The sequence below is a fragment of the Pseudomonas sp. GW821-FHT07F05 genome (genome assembly GCF_059418765.1).
Genome location: NZ_JBWKQL010000012.1, coordinates 74176 through 90665, shown reverse-complemented (window position 1 = coordinate 90665; position 16490 = coordinate 74176). Strand labels below are relative to the sequence as shown.

At 64.3% G+C, this 16490-nt stretch carries 14 protein-coding genes; 2 read left to right on the top strand and 12 right to left on the bottom strand.

Annotated features, from left to right (window positions below; translation table 11 throughout):
- Positions 1-96 precede the first annotated feature (96 nt).
- Positions 97-318 (top strand): hypothetical protein, encoded by a 222-nt coding sequence (locus tag AC07RO_RS21460; RefSeq protein ID WP_495087017.1) that lies wholly within the window; start codon positions 97-99, stop codon positions 316-318.
- Between the two features lie 82 nt (positions 319-400).
- Here AC07RO_RS21460 and AC07RO_RS21455 read toward each other — a convergent pair whose 3' ends face one another.
- The 6 genes from AC07RO_RS21455 to AC07RO_RS21430 form a co-directional block, all read right to left on the bottom strand.
- Complete coding sequence (locus AC07RO_RS21455; protein ID WP_495087016.1) at positions 401-1195, bottom strand: acyl-CoA thioesterase; 795 nt, start codon at positions 1193-1195, stop codon at positions 401-403.
- A 96-nt stretch (positions 1196-1291) separates the two neighbouring features.
- Positions 1292-2062 carry a CHAD domain-containing protein gene (locus AC07RO_RS21450; protein ID WP_495087070.1) on the bottom strand — a complete coding sequence of 257 codons (771 nt, stop codon included), beginning with the start codon at positions 2060-2062 and terminating at the stop codon, positions 1292-1294.
- A 45-nt stretch (positions 2063-2107) separates the two neighbouring features.
- Positions 2108-4108: a transglutaminase TgpA family protein gene (locus tag AC07RO_RS21445; RefSeq protein ID WP_495087015.1), complete on the bottom strand. Its 2001-nt coding sequence runs from the start codon at positions 4106-4108 to the stop codon at positions 2108-2110.
- A gap of 13 nt (positions 4109-4121) precedes the next feature.
- Positions 4122-5105 (bottom strand): DUF58 domain-containing protein, encoded by a 984-nt coding sequence (locus AC07RO_RS21440; protein WP_495087014.1) that lies wholly within the window; start codon positions 5103-5105, stop codon positions 4122-4124.
- Positions 5075-5992 carry an AAA family ATPase gene (locus AC07RO_RS21435; RefSeq protein WP_122538460.1) on the bottom strand — a complete coding sequence of 306 codons (918 nt, stop codon included), beginning with the start codon at positions 5990-5992 and terminating at the stop codon, positions 5075-5077. The genes AC07RO_RS21440 and AC07RO_RS21435 overlap by 31 nt, the downstream gene beginning before the upstream one ends.
- A 263-nt stretch (positions 5993-6255) precedes the next feature.
- Entirely contained in the window at positions 6256-6534 is a 279-nt protein-coding gene (locus AC07RO_RS21430; protein WP_062381160.1) for a hypothetical protein, read from the bottom strand.
- Positions 6535-6705: 171 nt separating this feature from the next.
- On the opposite strand from AC07RO_RS21430, the gene AC07RO_RS21425 reads away from it, so the two are divergent.
- Positions 6706-7770: a patatin-like phospholipase family protein gene (locus tag AC07RO_RS21425; RefSeq protein ID WP_192172197.1), complete on the top strand. Its 1065-nt coding sequence runs from the start codon at positions 6706-6708 to the stop codon at positions 7768-7770.
- A 227-nt stretch (positions 7771-7997) separates the two neighbouring features.
- On the opposite strand, the gene AC07RO_RS21420 is transcribed toward AC07RO_RS21425, so the two are convergent.
- The 6 genes from AC07RO_RS21420 to kdpF all read right to left on the bottom strand — a co-directional run bounded on the left by AC07RO_RS21420 (position 7998) and on the right by kdpF (position 16022).
- Positions 7998-8687 carry a response regulator gene (locus AC07RO_RS21420; RefSeq protein WP_192172198.1) on the bottom strand — a complete coding sequence of 230 codons (690 nt, stop codon included), beginning with the start codon at positions 8685-8687 and terminating at the stop codon, positions 7998-8000.
- Positions 8688-8750: 63 nt separating this feature from the next.
- On the bottom strand, positions 8751-11408 hold the full coding sequence (locus AC07RO_RS21415) for a DUF4118 domain-containing protein (RefSeq protein WP_495087013.1): 2658 nt from the start codon (positions 11406-11408) through the stop codon (positions 8751-8753).
- Between the two features lie 55 nt (positions 11409-11463).
- The gene (gene kdpC, locus AC07RO_RS21410) at positions 11464-12030 is read right to left on the bottom strand and encodes a potassium-transporting ATPase subunit KdpC (protein ID WP_346626369.1); all 567 of its coding nucleotides are present in this window, start codon (positions 12028-12030) and stop codon (positions 11464-11466) included.
- Positions 12031-12095: 65 nt separating this feature from the next.
- Positions 12096-14210, bottom strand: coding sequence for a potassium-transporting ATPase subunit KdpB (gene kdpB, locus AC07RO_RS21405; RefSeq protein WP_495087069.1), 2115 nt, complete (start codon positions 14208-14210; stop codon positions 12096-12098).
- Between the two features lie 16 nt (positions 14211-14226).
- Positions 14227-15921, bottom strand: a complete 1695-nt coding sequence (gene kdpA, locus AC07RO_RS21400) for a potassium-transporting ATPase subunit KdpA (RefSeq protein ID WP_495087012.1) — start codon at positions 15919-15921, stop codon at positions 14227-14229.
- 5 nt (positions 15922-15926) lie between these two features.
- Positions 15927-16022: a K(+)-transporting ATPase subunit F gene (gene kdpF / locus AC07RO_RS21395; protein WP_037009437.1), complete on the bottom strand. Its 96-nt coding sequence runs from the start codon at positions 16020-16022 to the stop codon at positions 15927-15929.
- Positions 16023-16490: the final 468 nt, after the last annotated feature.

Here is a 16490-nt window from a genome sequence, read left to right as displayed (position 1 = left end):
CTGATAGCAATCCTCGATTCGCCGAAGTGAACCTCCGGGCCTATTCTCACCTCTATCGAAAACACTTCTTGTTCACGTTTCACCGAGGTAAGCGTCATGCCCAAGTTCATTACGGATCTTCACATCGGCGAATTCTTCAACCCATCACGCAAGGACGGTCTGCCGTCGAACGCCGTGTTGTCCTCACTGGCGCTCCCGCTGTCCATCGTCTCCGGCTTGCTTCTGCTGGACGGCGCGTTCAACAGCAGCCTGACGTCCGCCGCCATCGGTGTGCTGGGTCTGATTGCCGCGCAAGCCATTAAAGCCAGAGGCCAATAAGGCCCCTGGCTTTTGCCCGGTACAGAGATGCGTCACCTGATGACGTTGTCAGCAACCTCACCTCTGATCTGATCTGATCTGATCAGCCAAAGACAGTCACCGTCTGGCGACTGATCGCCACCAATTCCCCTTTTGGCGTCCACAGCGCCGCTGCGGTATGACCGTAGCCATCGCGGGCATGCTCGATCACCGCTCGGTACTGGGTCCAGTCATGGGTGGTCATCGCGGGCAACGGCTGCACAAATTCGATCGTCCAGGTTAACGAGCTTCCCGGCGCCGGCTTGTTCAGATGGGGCAGCACCGCAGGCGGCCAGGTATCGACCAGCGCCAGCAGATGCGCTTCGGTCAAGGGCTCCTCTTCCACGTCACGCAAGCGTGCATAGCCACCAATCGCCGGTGACGGTGTGTTGGAAAACGGCAGGCCGCCGAGCGCCCAGCGCAGATCAATAAAACGCAAGTATTCCGGCATCACGCCGGACACGAACGGAAACGGCTGGATCTCGTCCACCGGCTTGAAGACCGGCGCTGGCTCGGCGTGCACCGAAATCATCGACTCGCGGGGCGCGCCGAAGCTGCCCTGAATCAGGGTCATGACCTCGCCGTTCTGCATCGCCCGGCCCAAGACCTGACTGACCGCTTTGCCTTCGCGCAGGACTTCCACCTCAAACGAAATAGGTGTGTCGATGGCCGGCGGCGCAACGAAACAGATCGCCAGCGACCGAACCGGCCGCTCGGTCGAGACCTTCGCGCGCATCGCTTCATACATCAGCGCCGCCATCAGCCCGCCGAAGCAGGCTCGCCCCTGTGCCCATGAGGCGGGGATGCTGACGGATTCGGGATGGGCACGGACGGCGTCAAGCAGCTCGGAGAATTTCATGGGCGTTCCAGGGTGGCAGGCGGGATGGGCAAATGGTAACGAGGCAGCCGCCGCAGGACAGGGTTGATAAGCGCCAATCCTGCGGACCAGCCAGCGTCAGCGTGGAGAATGTTTGCCGAAGCACGCCTTGTACAATCGCTCCAGAACCTGATCAGACTTCTGCTCGGCGCGATGAATGCCCAATTCCCACCCGGCCACACACGGCGCCAGATCCGCCTGATGCCGCGCCTGCTCCAGCCATTGCAGGTGATCGTGCCAATCGCCCAGAGCGCCCTGGGCCGCTTTCAACCGGCGCTCCATGTTCTTTGGCTGATGACTGAGTTCCGGGTAGGCCTCGCCGGCGTAGCGCACGCGTTTGATCAACAGGCGCAGGCGATGGCGGTCGTGGGCAGGGTCGCCCATGGCTTCGCGCAGTTGTTTCCATTGTTTGTCCAGACGCTTTTCGATGCGCCGCTCCAGCTTGTCGAGCAGGCCGTGACGTTCCTGGGTGCGCAGCAGGGCCGGCAATTGATCCAGCACGCCGAACAGACGATTGAGCTCCGCAGAGCTGGCCACTTTCGGGCACGCGGTTTTCAGGTATTGCTCGCGCTTGGCCGCCGCCTGGGGCAGACCCTGTTCATCGAGGAACGCCGCCAGCACCTGCATGTCACGCAAAGGCGTGGTGAGCGCGCCGACCTCCTTGGCCGCCGCTTCCACCTGATCCAGCCCTGGCAGCCCCCGCAGCGGGCGCAAAACGCTGCGCAGGCGGCGGACGTTGGTGCGCAGGTCGTGCAGCGCTTCGCTGTCGGTGGAGACCTCCAACCGCGCGTGGCAGGCAAGCAGCTTGATGTTAAGGCCGATAATCTCGGCGACCAGGTGATCGACCATCGCTGACATGAAACACTCCTAGGTTGAAGATGAATGTCTGATGACTCACGGCCGCTTGCCCCTCGCAGTGGACAAACGCCAAGGCAGGCTGCGGCGCAGGCATTTCAGGCGCTGACGCAATGCACCAACCGAGCCGTCTGCCCCGGCGTAGCGCTGGGCCTCGAACTCGTGGACAAAATCTCTGATCGCCCCGGCGTGGGCCGGCAGTTGCGGGGCAGCACGCTGCGCAAAGGCCTGGGCGCCCTCACCCGGCTGACGTTTAAGACCCTGCCGGGCGAGCAGACGTTCGAACTGGTTGAACAGCCGCAGCTGCGAATCGCTCTCACGGCGCCACGGTTTGAACAGCCACAGCGCCAGCAACCCGAGAATAACCGCCGCGCCGCCGGCAAACACGGGTGCCTGAAACCCGGAAAACCAGCGGCCCAGCACCTGCAGTTGCTGCTGACCCTGATACCCCAGCACCCAGCGCTGCCAGCCGTAATTGAGGTTGTCCCAGCTCAGGCGGATTGAATTGACCCAGGCCAGGTGCCGATAGCGCAGGGCGGACATCGGCGAATCGCTGAGAAAGTCTTCGTCCGCCGCCAGGGCCTGTTCAAGCCCTTGCTCGACTCGCGCGGGCGCCACCGCTGCGGTGGGATCAACGCTGCGCCAGCCCACGTTCGGTTGCCAGTACTCGACCCAGGCGTGGGCATCGAACTGGCGCACGGTCAGGTAATTGCCGTCCGGGTTGAGCTCGCCGCCCTGATAACCGGCAACCACCCGCGCCGGCACGCCCGCCGCGCGCAGGGCAAAGGTCATGGCGCCGGCGTAGTGGGCACAGAAACCGGCACGGCTGCCGAACAGAAAGTCATCGATGCTGTTGGCCCCCAGCGCCGGGGGCTTGAGGGTGTAGCGGAACGGCTGCGACGTGAAATACGACAGCAGCGCGTCCACCACCGCGTCGGTGCCGGGGTGGCGGCGATGCAGGTCCGCGGCCCATTCGCGCACCTGGGGATTGCCTTTGGCCGGCAGTTGCAGGGCCTGCAAGCGCGCGCCGTCGCTGAGCACGGTCTCGCGCACCGCGTCGGGCCAAGATTCGACGCTGTAGAGCATTGATTGCTCCACCGGTCGCCGCCGCTGCCAGCGGAAATCACTCATCTGGCGCACGCCGGCCAGATCGGTCTGGCCGACATCGAGGGTCATCAGCCACGGCTTGCCGGTCGGTTCCAGCACCACGCTGTAGCTGACCCGCTCGCCTTCCCGGCGCCACAGCGGCGCGTCCGGCACTTGCGCCCGCGAGGATTGCGACCAGCGTCTGCCGTCGAATTGCTCCAGGGTCAGCGCGCGCCAGTACAGCTGATTGCGCGGCGGCATCGGGCCGTCAAAACTGGCGCGAAACACCAGCTCGGCAGATTTGCTCAGCTCGGCGATGTCCCCCGGCGCCATGCTGTCGGACAGCCCGGTCAGCGCCTTGTTGCTCGGTTGTGGCAACGACCACAATGGATCAAGACGCGGGAAAAACAGGAACAGCAGAATCATCAGCGGCACCGCCTGCAGCAGCAGTTTGGCCGATAGCCGCAGCGTCGCGGCGGGCCTGCTGGAGATGCCGGACTGTTGCAAGCCGATCAATGCCGCCAGCAGCGTGGTGATGGGCAGCAGGGTAAACAGGCCCCAGAGTAGCGAGTCTTCGAACAGGTAACCGACGGCGATGCAGAAGAAGCCAAGAAAGATCAGCACCAGGGCGTCGCGACGGTTCTGCATTTCCAGCATCTTCAGAATGAACGCCGCGATCAGCAGCGCCGCCCCTGCGTCCAGCCCGATCAAACTGCCCCGCGCCAGATAGATGCCCCCGGCGGTGCCGACCAGCAAACCCGATTTGATCCAGGTGCCGGGCATGCGCACGCGCATACGGAAGATCTGGATGCGCCAGAACGAGCAGACCAGCCACAGCACGATCAGCGCCACCGGCACGTGCAAGGCGAAGGGCACGATCACCAGCGCCTGGGCAATCAGCAACCAATTGAGGCTGACCCGGGGGATCGGTTTGGCCAGGCTTGAGGAGGTCATCGCGCCGCGCCTTTCATGCGCGCACCCCGTACAGCGCCAACTGGCGCAGACAGGCTTCGCGGTGAGCGTCGCCGCTGTCCACCGCCGAGATAAAACCGGGCAGCCGCAGCGCGAACGGCTGCTGACGCTGGGACAATTCCAGCACCCAGTAACACAGGCGCGACAGCCGCTCTTCGATATCCCCACCCAGGGCCATGAAATCCAGACACAGGTCGTGACCGCTGAGGTCGCTGAACTCCTTGACCATCAGCCCCTGTCCCCGCGACCAGGCTTTCCAGTGCATGCGCCGCATCGAATCGCCCGGCTGCCACAGGCGCAGGCCCTGATAATCGTCGACGCCCGGCCCCGTCGTGGCGTGGCCGTCGTCCTCGGCATGGGGTTGCACGCCTTGCAGCAGCGGCATCGTGCCGGCCAGCGGTTGCGGGTAGATCAGCACGGTCTGTTCCAGGTCCAGCCAGCTCCAGGCGCGAAAAATCCCCAGCGGGAACACGCTCTCCACGCGCAAACGCGGGGCCCGCATCCAGCCGCGTTTGAGCGCCGGCAGCGTCAGGCCGACTTCGACCAGACGCTCGGCTTCAACGTCGGTCTGCTCCAGCTGTTCGCTGTCCCACCCCAGGGCAATCGCCTGATGGCCATGGCCGGTGCTTTCCAGACGCAGCCGCAGTTGCACCGGTTCGCCGACGAACACCGAACGCGCGTGGCCGCCGCTGAGGATTAGCCCGCTGATGTTGCGGTAGGTGTGCAGAATGGCCAGCACGCCCACCGACAGCATGAGAAAGGTCAGGCCGTAGGCGAGGCTGTTCTGGTAGTTGATCGACACCAGCAGCAACAGAAACAGAATGAGCGCATAGGTACCGCCGACCCGGGTCGGCAGGATGAAGATTCGGCGGTGATCCAGTTCGACCCGCGACGCCGGGGGAATGCGGCGTCCCACCCAGCGCTGCCAGACCGGTTTGAAGCGTTCGATCACAGCACCGGCACCTCGCGCAGTAGCCACTGGACCAGCGCGCCGCCGCCATGCCCGGTCGGGTCAGTGCGCTCGCGCAGGCGGTGGCTGATGACGGCGGGCAGAATCGCCTGCACGTCTTCGGGAATCACGTAATCGCGCCCGGCGAGCAACGCCCAGGCACGCGCCGCCGACAGGATCGCCAGGCTCGCGCGGGGCGACAGGCCGTAGGCGAATTGCGGCTGGCTGCGCGTGGCATCGACCAGCCGCAGCACGTAATCGACCAGGGCGTCACTGGCCCGCACCTGCCGCGCCTGCTGCTGAAGCAAGGCCAGTTCGGCGTGGTCCAGTAATGGCTCGATGCGCGGCAGCAGATCACGACGGGATTCCCCCAGCAGCAGGGCTTTCTCCGCCGAGCGCGCGGGATAACCCAGGGACAGGCGCATCAGGAAGCGGTCCAGTTGCGATTCCGGCAAGGCGAAGGTGCCGCCCTGGCTGAAGGGGTTTTGGGTGGCGATGACGAAAAACGGATCGGGCAGCAAACGGGTGGCGCCCTCGATGGTGACCTGGCCCTCCTCCATGGCTTCGAGCAGCGCGCTCTGGCTCTTGGGCGTAGCGCGGTTGATTTCGTCGGCCAGCACCAGCTCGGCGAAGATCGGCCCAGGGTGAAAGGTGAATTGCCCGGTGTCGCGATCAAAAACGGACGTGCCAAGAATGTCGCCCGGCAGCAGATCGGAGGTGAATTGAATGCGCTGAAAGCTTAAGCCGAGCACCCGCGCCAGGGTATGGCTGAGGGTGGTTTTGCCCATGCCGGGCAAGTCTTCAATCAACAGATGCCCGCCGCCGAGCAGGCAGGTCAACGCCAGGCGCACCTGTGGTTCCTTGCCCAGCACCACTTCATTGATTGCGTTGAGACACGCATCCAGTTTTCTGCCCATCGGAAGGCCTCCCCAGGCGACTGCTCATGGCTAATAGGACTGCAGACGATGCCAGACGTGCAGCCACTGTAAGGTCAGCGTAGGCCTTTTCGCCAGAGCGGGATGGAGGGATTCATCAGGGTGGAGCGAAACAGGACGGTAGGAGTGAGCTTGCTCGCGATCGGCGTTATCCCGGTCAGCTTGATGGCGACTGACAGCATGCTTCGCGAGCAAGCTCACTCCTACAGGGAGACCGCGTGATGGCTGCGGACTTTGGAGCGATTTCAGCGACCGGCGCGGGACTCACGGATATAGAAACGGGCTTTCTCGGCTTTCTCGGAGCAACCCTCGAACGCTTCGAACTGCTGCTGGGTCTTGGCGCCGGTCAGCAGCGACAGGGCCTTGGAGTAGCTGACCGTGCCGGCGAAACCTTCGGCCTTGGCCAGATCGAGCTCGTGCCAGGCTGCGTCAAGGTTGGTGGCACAGCTGTCGCGGTAGGCCGTTTTACCGGCGCAACCGGTGAGAACCAATGCCAACAGGGGCAGGCAGATCCAGGCTTTCATGGGTGTTACCTCAACTAAGGAAATCATTGATGCGGCTTTGACGGTGCGGCGATGTAAAAGTGCCACACCCGGGCGATGCACAATACCCGTTTCGGGCCGTTGGCGTTACGCTGGTGTGTGATGAATCGGCCGCCTTGCGCGCCGCCTGAACGCTGACAGTGGGAAACGCACATGAATAAACGCATCGCGCTGGTCCTGGGCTCCGGGGGCGCACGGGGTTACGCGCACATCGGCGTCATTGAAGAGCTCGAACACCGCGGCTACGACATCGCCTGCATCGCCGGGTGTTCCATGGGCGCGGTGATCGGCGGGATCTACGCGGCAGGCAAGCTGCCCGAGTACAAGGCGTGGATCGAAAGCCTGGATTACCTGGACGTGTTGCGGCTGGTGGACGTGAGTTTCCGGCTGGGGGCGATTCGCGGCGAGAAGGTGTTCGGCAAAATTCGCGACATCGTCGGCGAGATCAATATCGAGGACCTGCCGATCCCCTACACCGCCGTGGCCACGGACCTGACCAACCAGCAGGAAATCTGGTTTCAGGAAGGCAATCTGCATTCGGCGATGCGCGCCTCGGCGGCGATCCCCAGCCTGTTTACCCCGGTGGTTCAGGGCAACCGCACGCTGGTCGATGGCGGCCTGCTGAACCCGTTGCCGATCGTGCCGGTGGTGTCGAGCCACTGCGATCTGATCGTCGCGGTCAACCTCAATTCAACGACCCAGAAGCATTACACCTTGCCGGTGATCGAGCGCCCGCCGGCGGTGAAGAAGCGTATCGACGGGTTGATGAGCTCCATCGGCTCGCACCTGCCGTTCCGCCGCAAGCTGGACCTGACCGGCGAGGATAGTTTGCGTCTGGCGCAGGAAAGGCTCAAGCCCAGCGCCGCCGTGCTGACGGGCAATCCGTGGTTGATGGCCGATATCGAATCCGCCGACCCCCAGGGCCAGCAACCCTCCGCCGCGCCCACCCAGGCCGGGGCGCCGAGATCGGCCAGCGGCTCGATCATCATCGACAACGTCGGCCCTGCCTCGCTGCTGGACCTGATCAACCAGAGTTTCGAGGTCATGCAGACGTCCCTGGCGCAATACAAAATCGCCGGCTACCCGCCCGACATCCTGATCAACGTGCCGAAGCGCGTGTGCCGGTTCTTCGAATTCTACAAAGCCCCGGAGCTGATCGCGCTCGGGCGGCAGATCGCCAGGGAAACGCTGGATCGGTATGAGCAGGAGCATTCGTGAGCAATTGGGTGGGTCAGACATGGAGATATGCGCTGACTTACCGCATTCGTGAGCAGGCTCACTCCCACACTTGCTGCGTTCGCCGAAGACAGTCAGCGCTGCGGTGATCCTGTGGGAGCGACCGGGGTGGCGCTCCACCTTGCTCGCGAATTGCGGTGGATCTGATATGACGACATGGGCTGACGCACCGCGCTTGGGCAGATGCGGCCCAAAGCAAGCGAATGCCTTCACGCATTCACCAACCGATACCCGACCCCCGCCTCAGTCACGATGTACTGCGGCGCGGCGGGGTCGTCGCCGAGTTTCTGGCGCAGGTGGCCCACCACGATGCGCAGGTAATGGGTGTCTTCGACGTGGGTCGGGCCCCAGATGTCCTTGAGCAGTTGCTGTTGGGTAATGACCCGTCCGGGATGCCGCGCCAGTTGCGCCAGCACCGCGTATTCCTTGCGGGTCAGGGCGACTTCGGCATCGCCCAGGGACACCCGGCGGTAGGCCAGATCAATGTTCAGCGGGCCGATGACCACCGCCGATTCCACCTGACCGCTCTCCGGCGCCTGGCGCAACAGCGAACGAATCCGCGCCAGAAACTCCTGGATGCCGAACGGTTTGGTCACGTAATCGTTGGCGCCGGCGTCCAGCGCGCGAACCTTCTCGCCCTCACTGGCACGCACCGACAGCACCAGCACCGGCACCGTCGACCACTCGCGAAACTGGCTGAGCACGTCCTGCCCGTCCATGTCCGGCAGGCCCAGGTCGAGCACCAGCAGGTCGGGTTTATTCAGTGCGGCCTGGGTCAGGCCGTCGGTGCCGGTGCCGGCTTCCAGCACTTTATAGCCTTGTGACGCGAGGCTGATGCGCAGGAACTTGCGGATCTGCGGCTCGTCATCGATCACCAGAATGGTCGCCGTCTGGCTCATGGGTGTCCTGTCATGAAGAAAAGGGTCGGTACCGAAAGAGAGTCAGCGTAGCGCAAAGCGGGTTCAGACCGCCTGGTCCATTTCCGCTTCGGGCTGCGCCTGCAGCGGCAAGTGCAGGCTGATGCAGGTGCCGCGACCGTCGATGCCGTCGTCCACGCTGATCCGCCCGCCGTGGGCGCCGACCATGCCCTGACAGATCGCCAGACCCAGCCCCGTGCCCTGCCCGCCTCGGTCTCCCCGCGCGGCGGTGTAGAACATATCAAAAATCTTCGCCCGTTCGTTCTCGGGTATCCCCGGCCCTTCATCGCTGACGGCGAAAATAATCTCCTCGTTCTGCACGCTCACCGCCATCTGCAGACGGCCATTGACCGGCGAGAAGCGCGCGGCGTTTTCGATCACGTTGATCAGCGCCTGCTCGATCAGCGCGGCGTGCACGTACAGCAGCGGCAATCCCGCCGGCAACTCGGTCATGACTTGCAGCGGCGCGAGCACCGCACGCAGGCGATTGAGCGCGCTGCCGACGATGTCACCCGGTGAGACCCAGTCACGCGCCAGCTTCAGCGCGCCATGGCCGAGGCGCGTCATGTCCAGCAGGTTCTGAATGTAGCGATCCAGACGCTCGGCCTCGTCGCGGGTGCCTTCGAGCAACTCGCGACGGTCTTCCAGCGGAATCGCCTCGCCCAGCGCCAACAGGCTGTCAATGCTGCCGCGCATGGCGGTCAGCGGCGTGCGCAGGTCGTGGGAGACCGACGCCAGCAACGCGCTGCGCAGCTGTTCGGTCTCGCCATGCAGACGCGCAGCCTCGAGATCTTCGGCCAGTCGCGCCCGGGCCAGGGCCTGACCCAATGGCTGACTCAGCGCGGTCAGCAGACGTCGCCGCTGAGGGCTGAAAGTCTGGCCCTGCTTCGCACGAATCCCCAGTAACGCCATCGGCGCGTCGTCTACCCACAGCGGCAACCACCACCAACTCCCCGACGGCAGTGTGCCGGTGCCCTTGCCCGCCGGTTGCCCGTGCTGCCAGGCCCAGTCCGCTGCTGCGCGTTCGAATTCGGAAAACTCCAGCGGCCCGCCCACCTCGACTTTCCAACCCTGCTCGCGGTCGTTGTCCAGCACGCACAGCTGCAACTCGCTCCACCCGGCCAAGTGATGATCGGCGGCGCTGAGCACCGCCTGGCGATCGGTGGCGGCGGTCAGGCGGCGGGACAGGTCGAGCAGTTCGCTGGTCTCCTCCTGGGTGTCCCGCAGCGCTTGCAACTGGCGGCGCTGGCGAGCGGCGAGATTGCCGGTCAGCGCGGCCATCAGCAGGAAAAACAGCAGCGTCAGCACGTCTTCTTCGCGCTGGATGCTCAGGGAAAAGTTCGGCGGGATGAACAAAAAGTCATAGGCCAGAAATGACAGCACCGAACAGACCATCGCCGGGCCGACGCTGCTGCGCACGGCTACCAGCAACACGGCGGCGAGAAAGACGAGGGAGATATTCGGCAGCGCCAACCAGCTGGAAACTGCCCAGGCCAGGGCGCTGGCGACGACCGTGGCGAACAGCGCCAGGGCGTAATCGAACCAGACCAGATTGCGCGGCGAAGTGGATTGCGGCTGATCAGGGCGCGACTCGCTGTCGAGCACGTTGATTTCCAGGCCGTGGGCGTTGCGCAACAGGCGCGACGCCAGCCCACCGCCCAACACCCGACGCCGCAGCGAAGGCCGCGACTGGCCCACCAACACAAGACTCGCGCGGCGTTCGGTGGCGTGCTGAATCAGCGTCTTCGCCACTTCAGGCGCGCGCAGCACCACCACTTCCCCGCCGAGGCGTTCGGCCAGTTGCTGGGCATTCTGCAAACGGCTGCGGGCCAGCTCATCGAAAAAGCGCCCGTTGTCGACATGCACCAGACTCCACGGCAGGTGCCGACGCTGGGCGACCCGGCTGGCGTGACGCACCAGACGTTCGGCCTGGGCGTCGCCGTCGATCCCCACCAACAGACGACCGCGCACTGCGGGCGCCGCCTGACCCAACTGCCGATAGCCCAGCGCCAGATCGTTGTCGACCTGGGCGGCGGCGGTCTGCATGGCCATTTCCCGCAACGCGGTGAGGTTGGTCTGGGTGAAAAACGCATCAATGGCGGCGCGGGCCTGCTCGGGCACGTAGACCTTGCCGTCGCGCAACCGCTCCAGCAATTCGCGGGGCGGCAGGTCGATCAGCACCAGTTCGTAGGCTTCCTGCAACACCCAGTCCGGCAAGGTTTCGCGCACTTGCACGCCGGTGATGCCGCGCACCTGATCGTTGAGGCTTTCCAGGTGCTGAACGTTGACCGTGGTGTAAACGTCTATCCCCGCCGAGAGCAATTCCTGAATGTCCTGCCAGCGCTTGGCGTGGCGGCTGCCGGGCGCGTTGGAATGGGCCAGCTCGTCGACCAGCACCAGTTTGGGCTTCGCCGCAAGAATACCGTCCAGGTCCATCTCTTCGAGCATGACCCCGCGGTATTCGGAACGGACCATGGGTTGCTGGGGCAAACCGCCCAGCAGCGCTTCGGTTTCGGCGCGGCCGTGGGTCTCGACGACCCCGGCCAGCAGCGAAACGCCCTGGCGCATCTGCGTGTGCGCGGCCTGAAGCATGGCGTAGGTCTTGCCCACGCCCGGCGCGGCACCGAGAAACACCTTCAGCCGCCCGCGATCGTCCCGGGGAAGATTGACCAGCAAAGCGTCGGCGCGGGTGGTTGAATTCACGAAAAGTTGTCCTGGTGCGGGGTGATGTGTGCACGTGTGGCGTTGCCCGTTGGCGTCAGTTCACGACGTTGCCAGACGGTAACCGATTCAGACTCAGATTCAAGTCCAGCACGTTTACCACCGGCGGGCCGATCAGCGAGGTCTGGGTGTTGTCCGCCACCAGTTTCTGCACCGACTCGGCCGGCAGGTTCCGCGCTGCTGCGATGCGGGCCACCTGGTATTGCGCCGCGGCTGGTGACAAGTGCGGGTCCAGGCCGCTGGCGGACGTGGTCAGCAGGTTCAGCGGCACCGGGCCTTGGCTGTCGACTTTCTCTTTGGCGGCATCATCGCCCACTCGGGTCGCCAGCGCCGGATTGCTCGGCGCCAGGTTGCTCGCGCCGCTGGCGACGGTGGCAAAGGCCCCGGCAGACGGACGCGGGTGAAACCATTCTTCGCCGGTGAAATTCTGTGCGATCAGTTCAGAGCCACGCACTTTTTCATGGTCGTCGTAGACCAGGCTGCCATTGGCCTGATCCGGAAACGCCACCTGGGCGACGCCGGTCACCACCAGCGGGTAAGCCACGCCGGTGATCAGGGTCATCAAAACGATCAGGCTCACGGCCGGACGCAATACGCTGGACATCATTCATTCCTCATTTCGAAGTGAGCGCCGCGCGGGATCAGTTACCGCGCGGCGCGATCAACGGGTTAAACCAGGTGCAAGGCGGTCAACAGCAAGTCGATGGCCTTGATCCCCACGAACGGCACGACAATCCCGCCCAGCCCGTACACCAGCAGGTTGCGGCGCAGCAGATGCGCAGCGCTGGCGGCCTGGACCCGGACACCGCGCAGCGCCAGCGGAATCAGCACGACGATGATCAGCGCGTTGAACACGATGGCCGACAGAATCGCGCTCTGCGGGCTGGCCAGGTGCATGACGTTGAGCACGCCCAGTTGCGGATAGATCGCCGCGAACAGCGCCGGCAGGATGGCGAAATACTTGGCCACGTCGTTGGCGATGGAAAAGGTCGTGAGGGCGCCGCGGGTCACCAGCAATTCCTTACCGATCTGCACCACGTCCAGCAGCTTGGTCGGGTCGCTGTCGAGATCGACCATGTTGGCCGCTTCCCGCGCCGCCTGGGTGCCATCGTTCATCGCCATACCGACGTCGGCCTGGGCCAGCGCCGGGGCGTCGTTGGCGCCGTCGCCGCACATCGCCACCAGACGCCCGTCGTTCTGCTCCTGACGGATACGCTCCAGTTTCTTCTCGGGAGTGGCTTCGGCCAGCACGTCATCGACGCCCGCCTCTGCCGCGATCGCTGCCGCCGTCAGCGGATTGTCGCCCGTGACCATGACCGTGCGAATGCCCAGTTTGCGCAGTTCCTCGAAGCGCTCGCGAATGCCCGGCTTGACCACGTCCTTGAGATGAATCGCGCCCAGCAGCTTGCCATCGCCGCAGACCAGCAACGGCGTACCACCGGTCTTGGCGATCTTGTCGATCTCCCGCGCCAGTACCGGCGGCAGGTCACTGCGGTCACGGCCGAGGAATTTCAGCAGCGAATCCACGGCGCCCTTGCGATACACGCGGCCTTCGTAGTCGACGCCGGACAAGCGGGTCTCCGCGGTGAACGGCACCGCCGTCAACTGGCTCGGTGCAGGCTCGGTCATCGGGTGCAGACCGCGGAGGTACTCGACGATGGACTTGCCTTCGGCGGTGTCATCCGCCAGCGAGGCCAGGAGCGTGCCTTCGCTCAGCTCTTTGGCCGACACGCCCGGCGCGGCATACACCGCCGCGCAACGACGGTTGCCGAAGGTGATGGTGCCGGTCTTGTCCAGCAGCAACACATGCACGTCACCCGCCGCCTCTACCGCACGGCCGGATTTGGCGATCACGTTGAGGCGCACCAGGCGATCCATGCCGGCAATGCCGATGGCCGAGAGCAGGCCGCCAATGGTGGTCGGAATCAGGGTGACCAGCAGAGCCACGAGGAACACCAGCGGCAGGTTACCGCCGGCAAAGTGCGCGAACGGCTGCAGGGTCACGACCACCAGCAGGAAGATCAGGGTCAGGCCGATCAACAGAATGTCGAGAGCGACTTCGTTGGGGGTCTTCTGGCGCTTGGCGCCTTCGACCAGCGCGATCATGCGGTCCAGCGTCGATTCGCCGGGGTTGGCGCTGATCCGCACCAGCAGCCAGTCGGATACCAGTCGCGTGTTGCCGGTCACGGCCGAACGGTCGCCGCCAGACTCGCGGATCACCGGCGCAGACTCACCGGTGATCGCCGCTTCGTTGACGGCCGCAATGCCTTCGATCACTTCGCCGTCGCCCGGGATCATCTCCCCGGCTTCGACGCGGACCACATCGCCCTTGCGCAGCGTGGCGGCGTTGACCATCTGGTAGCTGCCGTTGGCGCCCTGGATCCGCGCTTTCAGGCCTTCGCTCCCGGCTTTCAGGCTGTCGGCGCGGGCCTTGCCGCGACCTTCGGCCAAGGCTTCGGCGAAGTTGGCGAACAACACGGTGAACCACAGCCAGACGGCGATCTGCACGGCGACGGACGTCGGCACCGCCGGATCGGGGATCAGGCACAGCACGGTGGTCAGAATCGCGGTCAGTTCGACCACCAGCATCACCGGCGCACGGTGCAGCTGGCGCGGGTCGAGCTTGATGAACGCCTGGACCAGCGCCGGACGCCACAGCGCGGCGAAGCCGGTCTTGACCGACACGTTTGATGCGGGCTGCGCGTCATGGCCGGCTGTCTTGCTGGCCTGGCTTTTAGAGTCCGAGTTTGTACTGTCCGGGCTTTTTGTTACAGGGGCTTGCATGTTCATGGTGTGGTCCTCAGAAGCCCAGGCTCAAGTGTTCGGCAATCGGTCCCAGTGCCAGGGTCGGCAGGAACGTCAGGCCACCCACGAGCAGGATGGTCACGGTCAGCAAGGTGACGAACAGCGGGCCGTGGGTCGGGAAGCTGTTCTGGCCCAGGGGCGAGGTCTTCTTCGCGGCCAGACTGCCAGCCAGGGCCAGCACCGGCAGGATGTAGCCGAAGCGGCCAATGAACATCGACAGGCCCAACATCAGGTTGTGGAAGGTGGTGTTGGCGCTGAAGCCGCCGAAGGCCGAACCGTTGTTGGCGGTCGCCGAAGTGTAGGCATATAGCAACTGACTGAAACCGTGGGCGCCGGGGTTGCTGATCGCACCTGCCGGGCCGGGCAACGAGGCTGCCAGCGCACCGAACACCAGCACGCCGACCGGCATCACGATCAAGGTCGCCACCAGCAACTTGACCTCACGGGCCTGCAGTTTCTTGCCGAGGTATTCCGGGGTGCGACCGATCATCAGGCCGGCGAGGAACACCGCGATCAACACGTTGAGCAACATGCCGTAGAGGCCCGCGCCGACGCCGCCGAAAATCACCTCACCGACCATCATGTTGGCCAGGGCGATCATCCCGGTAAGCGGGTTGAGGCTGTCGTGCATGCCGTTGACCGAACCGTTGGACGCCGCCGTAGTGGTCGCGGCCCACAGCACGGTGGCCGTGGTGCCAAAGCGGGTTTCCTTGCCTTCCATCGGCGCGGTCTGCTCGACCGACGCGATGTTCAGCGCAGGGTTTGGCTGGTACTCGGCCCACATCGCCGTCGCGCCGCCAATCATGAACAGCGCCAGCATGCAGGCGATGATCGCGCGGCTCTGGCGCATGTCTTTCACGTAGTGGCCAAAGGTGAACACCAACGCGGCCGGGATCAGGATGATCGACACCAGCTCGAACAGGTTGCTCCAGATGGTTGGGTTTTCGAACGGGTGCGCCGAGTTAACGCCGAAGAAACCGCCGCCGTTGGTGCCCAGTTGCTTGATCGCAATCTGGCTGGCAGCCGGGCCCAGAGGAATGGTCTGGTCGGTGCCTTGCAGGGTCACGGCGTCCACGTAATGGGCGAAGGTTTGCGGCACGCCCTGCCACACCAGAAACAGCGCCAGGATGATGCACATCGGCAACAGGCCGTAGAGGGTCGCGCGGGTCATGTCGGCCCAGAAGTTGCCCAAGTGCTGCGTCGAGCGACGGCTGATGCCGCGGCAAAACGCGACCAGCACGGCGATGCCGGTGGCGGCGCTGACGAAGTTCTGCACGGACAGGCCGGCCATCTGGCTGAGGTAGCTCAGGGACGATTCGCCGCTGTAGCTCTGCCAGTTGGTGTTGGTGACGAAGCTCATCGCGGTGTTGAACGCCAGCGACCACTCCATGCCCGGCAGACCTTGGGGGTTAAGGGGCAGCGAGCCTTGCATGAGCAGGATGGCGAACAGCACGACGAACCCGGCCAGGTTGAAGGCCAGCAGGGCGATTGTGTAGGTTTTCCAGTTTTGTTCGACCGCGGGGTCGACGCCGGACAGGCGATAGCAAATCCGTTCGACCGGGCCCATGACCGGGGTCAGAAAGGTCCGCTTACCTTCCATGACGTTGTAGTAGAACCGTCCCAGCAGCGGCGCGGGCAACAGCACCAAGGCGAAAAAAGCCAGTATCAGCAGGTAGTCGTAACCGTGCATGGCCGTTACTCCTCGACCCGGCCGGCGCGCAGGAGCGCAACCAGCAAGTAAACGAATAACCCTGCCGCGAGCAGCAGTGACACCCCATCCAGAACGCTCATGAAAAACTCTCCGTCATACGGCGACTGCCGTGTGGGGCAATTGTCTGCAGCGGGGGTGTAAAGGAACGAGAGCGACGGGGGTCGGGGGGCATAAAGAAAGCGTAAAGAGTGGTGGGTTTAGCGGCTTTGCGGGCTTTAGATCGCGGGCATATCCAATATTTGTGTGGGTTGTAGTTATGGTTCCGCCCTTACGGCGGGTCACTTTTTCCAAGAGCCGAAAAAGTAACCAAAAAGGCCCTGCTCCTGGTTAGGTCCCTCCTCCGTCGGGATTCCCTCACTCCGACGACGCTCCGTGGGCCCGCGCCGAACGGACATCCATGTCCTGACGGCGCTCTCGCCGCATCCATGCGGCTCGGCCCACTCCGCGTCGTCTACGTTCGGCCTGCACCCAAGTCGCGATTAGCGGCGTCTGAGCTTTCTGTGCATGAAGATCAAGATCAACAGCAGATCACGATCATGGGCAGATCA